The sequence below is a fragment of the Candidatus Nitrotoga sp. 1052 genome, from assembly GCF_927312905.1.
Taxonomy (GTDB): Bacteria; Pseudomonadota; Gammaproteobacteria; order Burkholderiales; family Gallionellaceae; genus Nitrotoga.
Window position 1 is genome coordinate 91,147 of the sequence record NZ_CAKMHQ010000006.1, and the last position, 14,407, is coordinate 105,553.

Sequence of the window (14,407 nt, forward strand, 5' to 3'; positions counted from 1 at the left end):
CCGTGAGTGTAAATCGAACTATCTAGATTCCTTCTGAAGTTCTTCTTTGCGAGCAGTGATTCTGGTACCAAGCGCAACCATATCCAGCTCTGTTGACTTCGCTTGAGGAAAGATTTCGTTCTGTTCTTCCTTGACGTGATGCTTAACGTACTCGGACAGCACCTTGATCTTTGCATCGAACATCTCGCCGTCTGGCTCGATACCTTCGATTTGGCCAATGAGCTCTTTAAGCGTTGCGTGTTCCACTATTGCTTCCGGTATCAACTCTTTGTCTTTAAGCGCTTTCTTGACAGCGGGATAGAATATTTCTTCTTCCACTTGGGCATGAACGCTTAGCTCAGTGCATATTTGGGAGACGAGCATCTTCTTCTTGGAAGTGGAGCGCGCCTTTTCGTATTCGGCGAAGAGTGTGCTGACAAGTTTGTGGTCAGCGCGCAACAAGGCTATTGCATCCTGAACCTTGGATGGATTATCTGGCGTGGTCTTTTTTTGCATTGCAGTTGTCATAATGTCTTTTCCTTTATAGATTTGGTGGGGACGGATCTCGTTTAGTGTACGAATAACGCGATCAGAATAATGATGGGAATGGGGATGCCGAGTAACAAAAGAAGTATTGAACGCATTATTGCCTCCGAAGTGAAATGTTTAAATTTTGGTTAGAGGTCGCGCCGCCGCCCGCCATACGTGGCCGCTAAACTGGCGACGAATGCGCCCCCGAGCAGTGAGACGAAGATCCACAGTGCCGCATAGGCAGAAGCTTTACGTGCCTTGTTAGCAGCGTCCTTCGTTGCAGCTTCCGCATCGTGTAACTTTGCCTGCATGCGCGCATAAGTGTCACTCACTCGCTTCTCTGCGTCTTTCTGTGTAAGACCGGTACGCTGCGAAACGATCTGGCCAACATACTTAACATCTTCCGGAGCTAGAGTCCCTGTTTGGATAGTGGTCATGAAGATCCGTGCGACTTCGGATGATGGTGCGGCAGCGGTTTGCTCCATGGCACCCTCTAATCTAGTGCCGCTTCCAGCAAGGGCAGCCGTGTTTATGTCCTTGCGGAATAGGTAATCCACGAAGTAGCCCATCGGTCCACCGTCACTGCCCGACTTCGCCATCTCGGATCCAGCCGCCGCCGCACCGCCTGCGGTAGCGGCAGTTGCCGTGGTAGCAACGCCCCCTGCCACAGAGGCTCCAGCCTGAATTCCACCGCTGATGATCGCCCCAATCACCGATGTCAGCAACGCGGCGGTAACAAGGGACGCGACGGCCCAAGCTAGGAAGCCGTGCGCGGTATCGCGGAAATAAACCTCATCCGTATGAACCGCAACCCACTTTGTTCGCAGCCTCCCGGCGAGGTAACCACCCATTCCGGAAGCAATGAGTTGCGTGGCGGTAACCCAAAGAATGGTCGATACACCAAAGGTCGTTGCACTAATACCGCTGTGCGCCCATGGTGATACTGAGGACAAACCCAAACCAGTTCCCAAAATCAGCAGAATAAGAGACAGAGCGGCAGCGGCAGCAGCCCCTGCAACTATGGCGCCCCACGACACTGCGCTGGTATCGGATTGCGTGTTGTTGGGGTTCAGTCCGGACACGCCTCCTGCGGGCCCGAATTCGACAGCGGTTGCTACATTGGGAAGGGCCATGATGACTCCTGAAAGTTAAAGTGGAGTAATTTTGGAGCGAGGTACCAATACGCGTCTGTTCGAAAGCGCACATTGAGGTGAATATATTGCGGGTTCCGGCGGCGAGTGCCTTCGCATACCAATTCGTTCAAGGAAAACGCACCTCAATATAATGGACCGATCATTGTGCCGTTGAATCAACCCAGCGACGACACGGCGGACCTCATTAATGCCCCGGCCAAGGCTTGAAGGAAATCTACTGCAGTGGCTTTCACTACAAGAAAAGCGGCATGCTATTTCGCCGCTTCCTTCGGGCTTAACCCGCTTCTGTGACTTGCTTGACCGCCTGTTCTCGAAATTCTTTGCTGTAAATTGTGATTGGTACTCTCTGTTTCATCTCATACCTCCGTTTCAAGTTTAACAAAACGTTGGTGTCCATTTTCCCCAGCCTACCTCAGTCGTGGGAGTGCGGTGTATCACCATATTAAGGACGCGTCCTTAATTGAAAGGATTTTTTAAAATTAAGCTCCAATTAAAGAGGGTCTAATCATTTGCATTAAAACTTATAAGACTAATGTCCAGACCCTCCAGCTGAGCCGGAATTAGAATCAGAGCTACCCATTCCACCGGATGGGCCCGAGGGATCCATTCCACCTGAGGTGCCAGGAAGACCCATTACGCCGGATGTGCCCGAGGGATCGATTACACGCGTGGAGCCAGAAGGATCCATTATGCCTAAGGTGTCAGAAGCAGCCATTCCTCCAGATATACCGGTGGTGCTGCTTCTTCCGGGTGTGTCAGACTTAATTATATTTCCATGATTTTCCTGGGAATCAGCTTGAGTTAAGGTAGTCCCCATTGCAAAACAGGACGCAATTGCTAAGCTCATAAAAGTTTTTTTCATGATTAACTCCACTATATTTTTAAGACAAAAGACACCCATACATCGAGAAAGTTGACATACTTGCGTCAAAGCTACCCTGCTAAGCACATCCAAAAATAGCGCTCAGGCGAGCTCGCGACGCCATGAGCCAACCAACCAGTCACTTTACTGGTCAAAAGCTCTGAGCCCTGCCATGATAGCGAGGTAGCTGCCAGTTTTCTGTTCGCTAGCATACAAAGCCACAGAATTTTCATTGGTGCGCCTCGGGGAGCAGCCGCCGCGCAAATCGAGTGCATCTTCCGCGCCAGTCAATGCGCTTATTTTTTGACGGTAAATATGACGGTAAATTTAGATGGTTGATACAAAGAAAGCATGTATCTATATGGATTTAGAGACCTTGGAAACAATAGAGTGGGAATGAATAGACAATTAGCAACATCTCGCAATTGCCAGTAATAAATCACCTCAAGGCCACGTATTAACGTGGTTTTTTCTTTTATGACTGGAAACATCTGGCAATGACAAGTAGCGGCAAGCAAGTATTTTTTCATGGCTTTATCAATGGTATATTTTTTTTATGCCATTAATTAATATCATTGAATATATAGGCAATCTGGCATATAGACATGATGAAGCTTCGATGCGACACTCCCCCGCATTGTACATAGCGCATTTCAGCAGCAGATCATGACCAGCAAGACTCACTACAGCCGCTAGAAGCGGAAATCGGCAGGCAAAATCGCGTATCCTAAGCAACCTAAAGACTTGTAACTTGATCTTGTTCGCCCAAGAAACCGAGAGGCTGGACTCATGGGTTGATGACTTGAAAGTGGGGCTTGAGCGGGAAATCAAAGAGCTCGACCGCCAAATCAAAGAAGCGCGGGCCAAAAGCAAAGGCGCTGTAACCTTGGCTTAAAAGCTTGTGGTTCAAAAGGAGCAGCGCGACCTTGAAGCAAATCGAGATCGCAAACGTCGAGAACTGTTTCAGAGAAAAGACAAAATCAGACCCGGCGCGACAATTTGATTGATGGGCTGGAAAAGCAATTGTCGCAGCAGGTAACAGTGAAGCCATTATTTACGTGTGAATGGGAGATTTCATGACAGAACCAACAATCATCTGCCCGAGTTGTAACACCGAGATCAAGCTTAACGAATCGCTCGCCGCTCCGCTGATCGCGGCGACACGCAAGCAGTTCGAGCAACAACTGGCGCAGAAGGACAATGACATCGCACAGCGCGAACAGGCTATGCGCGACAAGGAAAAGCAGCTTGCAGAAGACAAGCGCAAACTCGACGATCAGGTGGCCGATCAAGTTGCGACACAGTTGAAAGCAGAACGTGTCCGCGTTATTGCTGAGGAATCCAAGAAAGCTAAACTTGCCAGTGCCGTCGAACTGGAAAACAAGGCACGTGAACTGTCCGAATTGCAAGATGTGCTTAAAGCAAACAATGAAAAACTGGCCGAGGCACAGAAGGCGCAAGCCGAGCTCATCAAGAAACAGCGTGAACTCGATGATGCCAAGCGCGAACTGGAACTTACGGTAGAAAAGCGGGTGCAGGATGGATTGACCCACGTCCGCACGAAAGCCAAAAAAGAAGCCGAGGACGAACAGAAGCTCAAGGTAATGGAGAAGGAACAGACCATTGCCGCGATGCAGAAACAGATTGAAGACCTCAAGCGCCGGGCCGAGCAAGGATCACAACAATTGCAGGGTGAAGTTCAGGAGCTGGAGCTTGAAAACCTGTTGCGCATCAAATTCCCTTTCGATGGTATTGAGCCAGTACCCAAGGGGGAGTTTGGCGGGGATGTGCTGCATCGCGTTGTTGGCGCAGGTGGCCACTCCGGCGGTACCATTTTGTGGGAGTTCAAGCGCACCAAAAACTGGAGCGATGCCTGGCTGGTAAAGCTTCGCGGAGACCAGCGCACCGCGAAGGCAGAAATCGCCGTGATCGTGAGCCAGATATTGCCGAAAGGCGTTGAAACCTTTGAAATGGTAGAGGGCGTCTGGGTAACACATCCCCGTGCTGCTTTGCCGGTGGCGATGGTTTTGCGCCAGTCATTGCTGGAGCTTGCCCTTGCGCGGCAGTCAATAGAAGGTCAGCAGACCAAGACCGAAATGGTCTACCAGTACCTCACCGGTCCGCGTTTTCGCCAGCGCGTTGAAGCCATCGTTGAAGCCTTTTCCACCATGCAGGAAGACCTCGACAAGGAAAGAAAAGTCATCATGAAGCAATGGGCCAAGCGAGAAGAGCAGATTGAGCGGGTGATGGGGGCAACGGTGGGGATGTATGGGGACTTGCAGGGTATTGCTGGGAAGTCGTTGCAGGAAATTGAAGGCCTAAGTTTTCCTGCTTTAGGGGATAATTCCCCTTTGTAAAACTATTGGGGCACTGAAATGAAGGGTGAACCCGTCGCCGGAGTGCGGCCAGAGGTTATGCGTTGGGCAAGACAGTCTATCGGGCTGTCGGTGTCTGATGTCGCCCTTTGTTTGAAAAGACCCGTTGAAGAAGTCGAGGCCTGGGAGGCAGATGGACCATACCCAAGCTATCCTCAACTGGAAAAACTGGCGTATCAAATTTACAAACGCCCATTGGCGGTTTTCTTTTTGCCTGCCCCTCCCGAGGAAGTAAGCCCGGCGCGAGAATTCAGGACGTTGCCTGCGGAAGATTTGCAATCACTTGCCGCTGACACACACCTGCACATCCGCCGCGCCCACGCTTACCAGCTCGCGCTACGGGAATTGTTCGGCGCCCGCAATCCCAGCGAACATTGCATTTGGCAGGAATTATCCATATCCCGTGCGCATTCTGTCTTGGAGCAAGCGGCTGCGGTTCGCAACTATCTGGGCATTGCTCTCGAAGAGCAAATTCGCTGGAAAGATGATGAGCAGGCGCTGAAAAAATGGCGGAAAGCGATAGAGGACAAGGGCGTATTTATTTTCAAGGAATCTTTCAAGCAGAAGGACATTTCCGGGTTTTGTCTTGTCGACAGCCAATTTCCAGTTGTTTATTTGAACAACAGCACGACCAAGACAAGACAAACTTTCAGCCTGCTCCATGAGCTTGCGCACCTGTTGCTCAATGTTAACGGGCTGAGCAAATTCGACCAGCGATATGTCGAGCGACTGCCGGATCAGGAAAGACAGATCGAACGGTTTTGCAATGTAATCGCTGCGGAAATTCTGATCCCATCGCCTGATTTTCAGATGCAGGTCAAACAGTTTCCGGCAGACATCGAGCGGGCATCTGAACAGCAGTTCTCGGACCTCGCTGCGCGATACGGCGTCAGCCGCGAAGCCGTGTTGCGCCGATTCCTGGATCAAGATCGCGTCACCGCCGCTTTCTATGAGCAGAAGGCCAAAGCATGGGCGGCACAGCAGAAAAAAGGTACGGGCGGCGACTGGTACGCATCTCAGCATGTTTACCTGAGCGACCGTTTCGCGAGAGAAGTGGTCAGCCGCCACTATAAGAACCAGCTTAGTGTCGAACAGGCCGCCGATATGCTGGGGATAAAACCCAAGAATTTTGCCGGGTTGGAGCAACGTATTCTGCAAGGTGTGACTGCATGATCTATGTGTTCGACACCAGTTCAATACGTTCACTCCAGCACTTTTATCCAAGCGTGTTCAAAACCATCTGGGATGGGTTGGACAGCTTGGTGCACCAGAAAAATATTATTTCAACCCGTGAAGTCTGGAATGAACTTGAACGTCAAAACGTAAGTGCGGATGTGCTGGCGTGGGCGAAACAAAACAAGCAAATTTTTACTACTCCGAACACCGCCGAACTTCAGTTTGTTGCGCAGATATTTCAGACTAAGCACTTCCAGAGCTTGATCGGGGAACAGCAGCGATTGAAAGGAACACCAGTTGCGGATCCATTTGTCATTGCCTGCGCCAAAATTAAAGGCGCCACCGTGGTTACGGAAGAGCAACAGAAACCTAACGCAGCAAAAATTCCAAACGTGTGTGAGTATTTCAATGTGCCCTGCATTGACCTTGAAAGATTTATGCAGCAGCAGGGATGGACTTTCTGATGGCAAGTCGAAGGCTAGCAACTAGATGGAAGATGCCACTGTTCTAGCCAAGAAGGAAGCGGCAATCAAATCAAGTGGTGCAAGAATGCTTCGGACTACGCGGCAGCCAATGGTGGCAAACCTTGGCGCATGTGCGGATCCCGCATACCGCGATTGCGGTGATTATGATGCTGGGTAGATTGGCGGGCAGTTTGGATGCTATCAGGACATGCGAAGTTGATGATGCCGTATGTATAACGGCAGTTGCTTAAAACGTGAATTGTATTTTCAATGAATTTCGACTTTGCCACTCTTGATCTATTGCGCCAAAGCCATCCGGCGTGGCGTTTGTTGCGCTCGGATCACGCACCGCTGATAGCGAGTTTTTTGCAGCGAGTGTTTATCGTGCCGAATGTGCGTGTTATGGCGCAGGCTGATTTGGCAGAATCACTCGAAGACGAACTGTTTACCCTGCGCGAGAGTCTAGGCTCAGATGCTTTTCCCAAGTCTGCACTTGAATACCTCAACGACTGGGCGAGCACTGAGAAGGGGTGGTTACGCAAATTCTATGTTCAAGGTTCGGATGAACCGCATTTCGATCTTTCCCCACCGACCGAAAAAGCGATTACTTGGCTTGCAACGCTCACCCAGCGCAGCTTTGTTGGTACGGAATCCCGCTTGCTTACGCTATTCGAGTTGCTTAAGCAGATGAGTGAAGGATCTGAATCCGATCCTCAAACGCGTGTTGCTGAATTACACAAACGGCGTGATGAAATTGATAGGGAAATCGAGCAAATATTATCTGGTGATATTCCGCTGTTAGATAACACCGCATTGAAAGACCGCTTCCAGCAATTCACACAATTGGCGCGGGAGCTGCTGAGCGATTTTCGTGAGGTAGAGCATAACTTTCGTGGTTTGGATCGGCGCGTGCGGGAGCGCATCGCACTGTGGCAAGGCTCAAAAGGAGCGCTACTGGAAGAGATCATGGGCGAGCGGGATGCAATTTCCGACTCGGATCAGGGACGCAGTTTTCGCGCATTCTGGGATTTTTTGATGTCCAGTCGGCGGCAGGAGGAACTGTCGGTATTGCTGGAACGTGTGTTGACCTTGCCACCTGTCATTGAACTCAAGCCTGACAGCCGAACACGTCGTGTACATTATGATTGGCTAGAGGCTGGAGAACATACACAGCGTACTGTCGCCCAGCTTTCGCAACAGTTACGGCGTTTTCTTGACGACCAAGCTTGGTTGGAAAACCGCCGCATCATGGACATTCTGCACGGTATCGAAACTAAAGCGTTGGCAGTGCGCGAATCTCAGCCGTCAGGTGTGATGATGGACATTGCAGATACGGCTGCTGATATTGAGTTGCCGATGGAACGACCACTACACACACCTTCCATCAAACCGCAAATCGCCGATATCGTGCTGGAAGAGGGTGATGTCGAAATAGATGCAGGAGCCTTGTACTCGCAAGTCGTTATCGATAAGGCGCAACTGGTTAGACATATCCGACATGCTTTGCAGGATCGTTCGCAAATCACGTTGCGTGAGCTGTGCGAAATGCAGCCGCTACAACGCGGATTGGCAGAACTGGTGGCCTATCTCCAGCTTGCGGGCGACACTTTCAAGGCCGTGGTGGACGAAGAGGTGACCGATGAAATTTTCTGGCGCAGAGAAGAATCGGATGGGCAAGAACAAGTGAAACGGGCACGTTTGCCGCGCGTTATTTTTGTGAGATGAGCATGACAGAGCAAGAACTTAAACCAGAAAATGCCGCTGCAACGAATGAGTTATCAGCCTTGGTCATTACTTTGCTCAAAGGCGTGATTTACCAAGAAGGAGAGGCCAGCCTTTGGAATGCCTTGCTCAATCTACAAGCCCGCGTGCGTGATTACGTGACCGTGTTGGGCCTGGAATTGGTGCTGGACGAGTCCGAGGGGTATGCATTCTTGCGAGCACGTTTGGAAAGTGAAGGCGAAGGTGTTGCCAAGCTGCCTCGACTGGTGGCGCGCCGTCCGCTGACTTTCCCTGTGAGCTTGCTGCTGGCGCTGTTGCGCAAGAAGTTGGCCGAGTTCGATGCAAGTGGTGGTGACACACGCCTCGTGTTGACTCGTGATCAACTCGTCGAGCTGGTTCGCGTGTTCTTGCCCGACAGCAGTAACGAGGCGAAGCTCATCGACCAGATAGAGACGCATCTCAACAAGATTGTCGAGTTAGGATTTTTGCGCAAGCTTAAAACTGGCGCAGGACAACCCACAGCATTCGAGGTGCGCCGCATCATCAAAGCTTTTGTGGATGCGCAGTGGCTGAATGATTTCGATACGCGGCTGTCAGCGTATCAGGTACAGATCAATGCAACTTCAGCAGGTGATTCCAATGGCTGAGATGCAAACATTGGGGCTGGATTTTGTCAGCGATGATGCGCTATCCGGATTCCGCTTGCACCGTTTGGAAGTGTTCAACTGGGGGACTTTCGATGCACGGGTATGGACGCTGAACCTCGATGGTAAGAATGCCTTGCTCACCGGGGACATTGGATCGGGGAAATCCACGCTGGTGGATGCAGTCACCACTCTGTTGGTTCCGGCGCAGCGTATCGCTTACAACAAGGCTGCCGGTGCTGACAACAAAGAGCGCACGCTGCGCTCCTATGTGCTTGGGCATTACAAGTCCGAACGCAATGAGGTGAGTGGAACGGCAAAGCCTGTAGCGCTGCGCGACCATAATTGTTACTCGGTTATTTTGGGTATTTTTCATAACGCGGGCTATGACCAAACGGTGACGCTGGCACAGGTGTTCTGGATGAAGGATGCCCAGGCACAGCCTGCGCGCTTCTTTGTCTGTGCAGAACGGGCGTTGTCGATTACGACTGACTTTGCACATTTTGGTTCGGATATCGTTCAGCTCAGGAAAAAACTGAGAGGAATGGGCGCGGAAATATTCGACAGCTTTCCACCCTACGGGGCATGGTTTCGGCGTCGCTTCGGCATTGACAACGAACAGGCTCTGGAATTATTTCACCAAACCGTGTCGATGAAATCGGTGGGTAACCTCACGGATTTTGTACGCAGCCACATGCTGGAACCATTTGACGTTGCGCCGCGCATCACCGCTTTGATTGGCCACTTTGATGATCTTAACCGCGCACACGAGGCCGTGCTGAAAGCCAAGCGGCAAGTTGAGATGCTTGCCCCTCTGGTTGCAGACGGAGATCGTCATGCGTCGCTGGTTGCATTAGTCGATGAGTTTCGCGCTTGCCGCGATGCGCTCAGTTCCTACTTCGCTGGATTGAAACTCGGCTTGTTGGAAAAACGCGCAGCTAACTTGCTAGAGGAATGGACACGACAAGACATCCAGGTCAAACGTGTTGAAGCACAACGTGATGCACAGCGCGTCGAAGTGGCTGAGCTCAAACGCAGCATTGCTGACAACGGCGGAGACCGCGTGGAACGGCTGACGATAGAGATCAACAAGAAGGATCAGGAGCGTGAGGTGCGTGAACGCAAGGCGCAGCGTTACGCTGAGCTGGTGCGCGCTGTTGCTGAAAGTCCCGCAGATGATGAGGACGGATTTTTGCGGCAACGACAACGATTTATTACATTGACTGAAACCACGCGGGCGAGAGACGCCAGCTTGCAAAACAATCTGACTGAGCACAGCGTGAGCTTGCGTCAAGGTAAACAAGAGCATGACGCGGTGACTGCCGAAATCAAGAGTTTGAAAGCGCGACTCAGCAACATTCCATCGGAACAAGTGGCCATGCGGGCTGCCTTATGTAAAGCACTCAACTTGTCTGAAGAGGAGATGCCCTTCGCTGGCGAGTTGCTCCAAGTACATGAGGACGAGCGTGACTGGGAAGGCGCGGCCGAAAGACTGCTGCGCAGCTTCGGCTTGTCCTTGCTGGTGCCGGATGAACGCTATGCAGCGGTCGCTGAGTGGGTTGATAAAACGCATTTGAAAGGCCGTTTGGTTTATTTCCGTATACGTCAGAATTCTCGGATTGAATTGCCCAGCCTGCACCGCGACTCTTTGGCGCGCAAGTTGGCGATTAAGCCTGACTCTGCTTTTTACGATTGGCTGGAACGTGAACTGGCACACCGTTTCGACGTGGCCTGCTGCATCACTCAAGAGCAATTTCGCCGCGAGACGCGGGCTATCACTCGTGCAGGACAAATCAAGGCAGGGGGTGAGCGGCACGAGAAAGACGACCGCCATCGGTTGGATGATCGTAGTCGTTACGTGCTGGGCTGGACCAACGCAGCCAAAATCGCTGCGCTTGAAGATAAAGCCAGAAATTTGGAGAAACGCCTTGGCGAGGTGGGCAGCCTTATTGGAAAGATCGAATCAGCTCGTAGGGAGCTTCAAGCGTTCATCACGGTGCTTTCGAAGCTGGAGGTGTTTGCCGATTTTCGTGAAATTGACTGGCGACCCCTTGTACAAGAGGTTGCGGCATTAACCGATGAGAAACAAAGGCTGGAATCGGCTTCCGATGTGCTAAAGCAACTGGCTGACCAGTTGAGTGTGATGGAGGCAACATTAATAGCCACGGAAGGACTGCTTGAAGAACACAAAGACAAGCGATCCAAAGCTGAGCAGAAAAAAATAGATGCCGAAGCATTGCGGATGCAAACGCAAGCAATACTTGATGAACCGGCATATGCAACTCATTCAGCGCGTTTTGAGCGCCTTGACACGATCCGTGGCGAGGCGTTGGGCGAGCATCAGCTCACGGTTGAGTCTTGTGATAACCGTGAGCGAGATTTGCGTGATTGGTTGCAGGCCAAGATCGATGCAGAGGATGCAAAACTCAAACGTTTGCGCGACAAAATCATTCAAGCGATGGCAGCCTACAAAGAGGCATTTAAATTGGAAACCTCAGAGGTGGATGCCAGCATCGAAGCCGCTTTTGAATATCGCGCCATGCTTTATGCGCTACAGGCCGATGACTTGCCGCGTTTTGAAGCGCGCTTCAAAGAATTGCTGAACGAAAATACAATCCGCGAAGTCGCGAACTTCCAATCGCAGTTGGCGCGCGAGCGAGAAACGATCAAGGAGCGTATCGCGCGCATCAACGAATCGCTAACAGGGATCGACTACAACACGGGGCGCTACATACAACTTGAAGCTCAGCCTACGCCGGATGCCGACATCCGCGATTTTCAAACTGAACTGCGCGCCTGTACTGAAGGGGCAATCACTGGTTCAGACGACAGCCAATATTCAGAAGCAAAATTCCTGCAAGTGAAGCTTATCATCGAGCGTTTTCGCGGACGTGAGGGTGTCTCTGAGCAAGATCGACGCTGGACAACTAAAGTAACCGATGTGCGCAACTGGTTCGTGTTCGCAGCCAGCGAACGTTGGCGCGAGGACGGCAAGGAGCACGAACATTATTCTGATTCGGGCGGTAAATCGGGCGGACAAAAAGAGAAACTGGCTTACACCATTCTTGCCGCGAGCTTGGCCTATCAGTTTGGTCTTGAATGGGGGGCAGTACGATCTCGTTCCTTCCGGTTCGTGGTGATCGACGAAGCTTTCGGACGAGGCTCTGACGAGTCCGCGCAATATGGCTTGCGCTTGTTCGCCCAACTCAACTTGCAACTCCTGATTGTCACGCCCTTGCAGAAGATTCACATCATCGAGCCTTTCGTGTCCAGCGTCGGCTTCGTCCAAAACGAAGATGGTCGCGCCTCCAAACTGCGCAATCTTTTGATTGAGGAGTATCGCGCAGAGAAGGCAAGAGTTTCGGGATGAGTTGGACAAGACCGAGAGACTTCCGTACTCAGCTAGAAAAGCTATGGGAACGAGGGGATATGTTGTCCAGCCTTGTCACGGGGGAATCACTGTTCCCGCGACGTTTGATACTCAAGTGTCCCACCTCGGCTGAGATGGCTGATCGCTTTGACGAGGTTCGTGCCTGGGTCGGAGAGATTCGAGCCGCTCCGCACTGCCGGGTGGAGACGCGGGAGTTCAAGCACCGCATTTTCGGGACGAACTCCGTTCCCGCCGAGGTGTGGGTCGATAGCTTCGATGTTGCCGCAACATTCATATCCAAGCGCAAAGATGCTGCCCGATTTGTTGCGTTGATAGCGGAAACAAAACAGTCCCAGCCGAAGCTGCTGGGCTGGCTGGCAAGATGTCCCATGCGCGCGCTGGCTTTAGCAGATGATTGGAGCCGGTTGCTGGCGATTGTCGTTTGGATGCAGGCTCATCCTAGACCAGGCGTGTATCTGCGACAGGTCGATATTCCAGGCGTTCACAGTAAATTCATTGAAGCGTATCGCAGCGTGCTGACTGAGTTGTTTGATATGGTTTTAGATCCCGAAACAGTTGATTTTACCGCCTCTGGCGTGAGCGGATTTGCAACGCGCTATGGATTCCGCGACAAGCCGCTGCGCATTCGTTTTCGTTTGCTTGATCCCAATCAAATTCCATTGGCACACGTACAAGACATCACTCTTGATGCCGCGAGCTTCGCTCAACTCAATCCTATGGTTTCACGGGTTTTCATTGTTGAAAATGAGATCAATTTTTTAGCCTTTCCGCTGCTAAAGGACAGCTTGGTAATCTTCGGTGCGGGGTATGGATTTGAAATGTCGAGACACGCCAATTGGCTATCACGCTGCCGCATTTATTATTGGGGTGATATTGATACACACGGATTCGCAATTCTCGATCAACTACGCAATCAATTCGCGCACGTGGAATCGTTACTGATGGATCGAGCCACTTTACTTAAATTCGAGCCGCTCTGGGGTGAGGAAGAGAAGCAAACGCTGCGCGACTTGCCTAGACTAACCTCCGAAGAGCTTTCTCTTTATAACGACTTGCGTGATAACCGGATACGTAAAAATATTCGGCTTGAGCAAGAAAGAATCGGCTTTAAATGGTTCGAAGCTGCATTGAAAAGGCTCTCGGATATTCGATGAATTGTAACAAGTGTCCTATCGTTTTGCCCGAAATTACTTGGCTACTACAATAGGGCCATGGGTTATAAGATTGATCCATTAAGAGAGTCATTTCTGAAAGGACACAGCATCATGAAAGCTAAGTGCAATTCGAGCAAATCAGTCAAGGAATCCAGGCTATCCAGAACCCATGCTCCGGCTGATATTTCACCGGTCGACTGGCAGCGCGCGTTGCGACGCCAGTTTGGGCGCGAGCAGTCGTTTGATCTGGAATGTCTTGTTGGTCTGGAATGCCTTAGAGCCGAACCATTTTTCTCGGATTATCGTGTCGGCAATCCGCAGTCCAAGAGCAGCTATCGCGTGGCGATTTGTGGGCTGCATCCGGGCGACAATTTTTGTTCTTGTCCGGACTATGCGACCAATGAGCTGGGTACCTGCAAGCACATCGAATTTACCCTGGCACGGCTGGAAAAGAAACGCGGTGCCAAGGCGGCGTTTGCGCGCGGCTACCATCCGCCGTTTTCCGAGTTGTATCTGAGAAACGGCTCTGGCCGGGCTATCCATTTTCGCGCCGGGACGGATTGTCCAGCGGCGGTGAGCAAGGCGGCTGTGCTGCTGTTTGACGAGTCACGCGGCTGGGTGCTGCGTGAGAACTGTTTCGGCGAGTAGGAGCGCTTTGTCGCGGCAGTGGCGAAAACTGGCCACGAGTTGCGCGCTTATGACGATGTGCTCGACTTTGTCGCCGGACAGCGCGATGCGGAGAGGCGGGTGGCGGCGTTGGATGGGCTGTTCCCGCGTGGCGCAGATGATCCTTTGCTGAAGAAGCTGCTCAAGGCACCGCTCTATGCCTACCAGGCCGAGGGCGCGCTGTTTGCGGTGCGTGCCGGACGTGTGCTGATCGGCGATGAGATGGGCTTGGGCAAGACTATTCAAGCCATCTCGGCAGCTGAAATTCTGGCGCGGTAATTCGGCGTAT

General features: G+C 51.6%; 13 protein-coding genes. 9 read left to right on the forward strand and 4 right to left on the reverse strand.

What is annotated here, in order from left to right:
* Window positions 1-18: 18 nt before the first annotated feature.
* The 4 genes from MJ768_RS01005 to MJ768_RS01020 form a co-directional block, all read right to left on the reverse strand.
* Window positions 19-507 (reverse strand): hemerythrin domain-containing protein, encoded by a 489-nt coding sequence (locus MJ768_RS01005; RefSeq protein WP_239287416.1) that lies wholly within the window; start codon window positions 505-507, stop codon window positions 19-21.
* A 149-nt stretch (window positions 508-656) separates the two neighbouring features.
* Window positions 657-1,643, reverse strand: coding sequence for a hypothetical protein (locus MJ768_RS01010; protein ID WP_239287417.1), 987 nt, complete (start codon window positions 1,641-1,643; stop codon window positions 657-659).
* A gap of 550 nt (window positions 1,644-2,193) precedes the next feature.
* Window positions 2,194-2,526 carry a hypothetical protein gene (locus tag MJ768_RS01015; RefSeq protein ID WP_239287418.1) on the reverse strand — a complete coding sequence of 111 codons (333 nt, stop codon included), beginning with the start codon at window positions 2,524-2,526 and terminating at the stop codon, window positions 2,194-2,196.
* Between the two features lie 787 nt (window positions 2,527-3,313).
* The gene (locus MJ768_RS01020; protein WP_239287419.1) at window positions 3,314-3,577 is read right to left on the reverse strand and encodes a hypothetical protein; all 264 of its coding nucleotides are present in this window, start codon (window positions 3,575-3,577) and stop codon (window positions 3,314-3,316) included.
* Between the two features lie 25 nt (window positions 3,578-3,602).
* Here MJ768_RS01020 and MJ768_RS01025 point away from each other — a divergent pair, with 25 nt between their 5' ends.
* The 9 genes from MJ768_RS01025 to MJ768_RS01065 all read left to right on the forward strand — a co-directional run bounded on the left by MJ768_RS01025 (window position 3,603) and on the right by MJ768_RS01065 (window position 14,397).
* Complete coding sequence (locus tag MJ768_RS01025; protein WP_239287420.1) at window positions 3,603-4,883, forward strand: DUF2130 domain-containing protein; 1,281 nt, start codon at window positions 3,603-3,605, stop codon at window positions 4,881-4,883.
* A gap of 18 nt (window positions 4,884-4,901) precedes the next feature.
* A complete protein-coding gene (locus MJ768_RS01030; protein WP_239287421.1) occupies window positions 4,902-6,074 on the forward strand; it encodes an ImmA/IrrE family metallo-endopeptidase in 1,173 nt (390 codons plus the stop codon).
* A complete protein-coding gene (locus MJ768_RS01035; protein WP_239287422.1) occupies window positions 6,071-6,541 on the forward strand; it encodes a PIN domain-containing protein in 471 nt (156 codons plus the stop codon). Before MJ768_RS01030 ends, MJ768_RS01035 begins: the two co-directional genes overlap by 4 nt.
* Window positions 6,542-6,811: 270 nt before the next feature.
* Window positions 6,812-8,266: a DUF3375 domain-containing protein gene (locus MJ768_RS01040; RefSeq protein WP_239287423.1), complete on the forward strand. Its 1,455-nt coding sequence runs from the start codon at window positions 6,812-6,814 to the stop codon at window positions 8,264-8,266.
* A 2-nt stretch (window positions 8,267-8,268) separates the two neighbouring features.
* Window positions 8,269-8,910, forward strand: coding sequence for a DUF4194 domain-containing protein (locus MJ768_RS01045; RefSeq protein WP_239287424.1), 642 nt, complete (start codon window positions 8,269-8,271; stop codon window positions 8,908-8,910).
* Window positions 8,903-12,277 carry an ATP-binding protein gene (locus MJ768_RS01050; RefSeq protein ID WP_239287426.1) on the forward strand — a complete coding sequence of 1,125 codons (3,375 nt, stop codon included), beginning with the start codon at window positions 8,903-8,905 and terminating at the stop codon, window positions 12,275-12,277. The genes MJ768_RS01045 and MJ768_RS01050 overlap by 8 nt, the downstream gene beginning before the upstream one ends.
* A complete protein-coding gene (locus tag MJ768_RS01055; RefSeq protein ID WP_239287428.1) occupies window positions 12,274-13,452 on the forward strand; it encodes a Wadjet anti-phage system protein JetD domain-containing protein in 1,179 nt (392 codons plus the stop codon). Before MJ768_RS01050 ends, MJ768_RS01055 begins: the two co-directional genes overlap by 4 nt.
* Window positions 13,453-13,563: 111 nt before the next feature.
* A complete protein-coding gene (locus MJ768_RS01060; RefSeq protein ID WP_239287430.1) occupies window positions 13,564-14,100 on the forward strand; it encodes a hypothetical protein in 537 nt (178 codons plus the stop codon).
* A gap of 18 nt (window positions 14,101-14,118) precedes the next feature.
* A complete protein-coding gene (locus tag MJ768_RS01065; protein WP_239287431.1) occupies window positions 14,119-14,397 on the forward strand; it encodes a hypothetical protein in 279 nt (92 codons plus the stop codon).
* Window positions 14,398-14,407 lie beyond the last annotated feature (10 nt).

What these genes read in the sequence shown, in the direction of transcription:
- MJ768_RS01030 (WP_239287421.1), top strand. Translation starts at nt 4,902, where the DNA reads ATGAAGGGTGAACCCGTCGCCGGAGTGCGGCCAGAGGTTATGCGTTGG.
- MJ768_RS01025 (WP_239287420.1), top strand. Translation starts at nt 3,603, where the DNA reads ATGACAGAACCAACAATCATCTGCCCGAGTTGTAACACCGAGATCAAG.
- MJ768_RS01010 (WP_239287417.1), bottom strand. Translation starts at nt 1,643, where the DNA reads ATGGCCCTTCCCAATGTAGCAACCGCTGTCGAATTCGGGCCCGCAGGA.
- MJ768_RS01045 (WP_239287424.1), top strand. Translation starts at nt 8,269, where the DNA reads ATGACAGAGCAAGAACTTAAACCAGAAAATGCCGCTGCAACGAATGAG.
- MJ768_RS01005 (WP_239287416.1), bottom strand. Translation starts at nt 507, where the DNA reads ATGACAACTGCAATGCAAAAAAAGACCACGCCAGATAATCCATCCAAG.
- MJ768_RS01035 (WP_239287422.1), top strand. Translation starts at nt 6,071, where the DNA reads ATGATCTATGTGTTCGACACCAGTTCAATACGTTCACTCCAGCACTTT.
- MJ768_RS01060 (WP_239287430.1), top strand. Translation starts at nt 13,564, where the DNA reads ATGAAAGCTAAGTGCAATTCGAGCAAATCAGTCAAGGAATCCAGGCTA.
- MJ768_RS01020 (WP_239287419.1), bottom strand. Translation starts at nt 3,577, where the DNA reads ATGGCTTCACTGTTACCTGCTGCGACAATTGCTTTTCCAGCCCATCAA.
- MJ768_RS01040 (WP_239287423.1), top strand. Translation starts at nt 6,812, where the DNA reads ATGAATTTCGACTTTGCCACTCTTGATCTATTGCGCCAAAGCCATCCG.
- MJ768_RS01055 (WP_239287428.1), top strand. Translation starts at nt 12,274, where the DNA reads ATGAGTTGGACAAGACCGAGAGACTTCCGTACTCAGCTAGAAAAGCTA.
- MJ768_RS01050 (WP_239287426.1), top strand. Translation starts at nt 8,903, where the DNA reads ATGGCTGAGATGCAAACATTGGGGCTGGATTTTGTCAGCGATGATGCG.
- MJ768_RS01015 (WP_239287418.1), bottom strand. Translation starts at nt 2,526, where the DNA reads ATGAAAAAAACTTTTATGAGCTTAGCAATTGCGTCCTGTTTTGCAATG.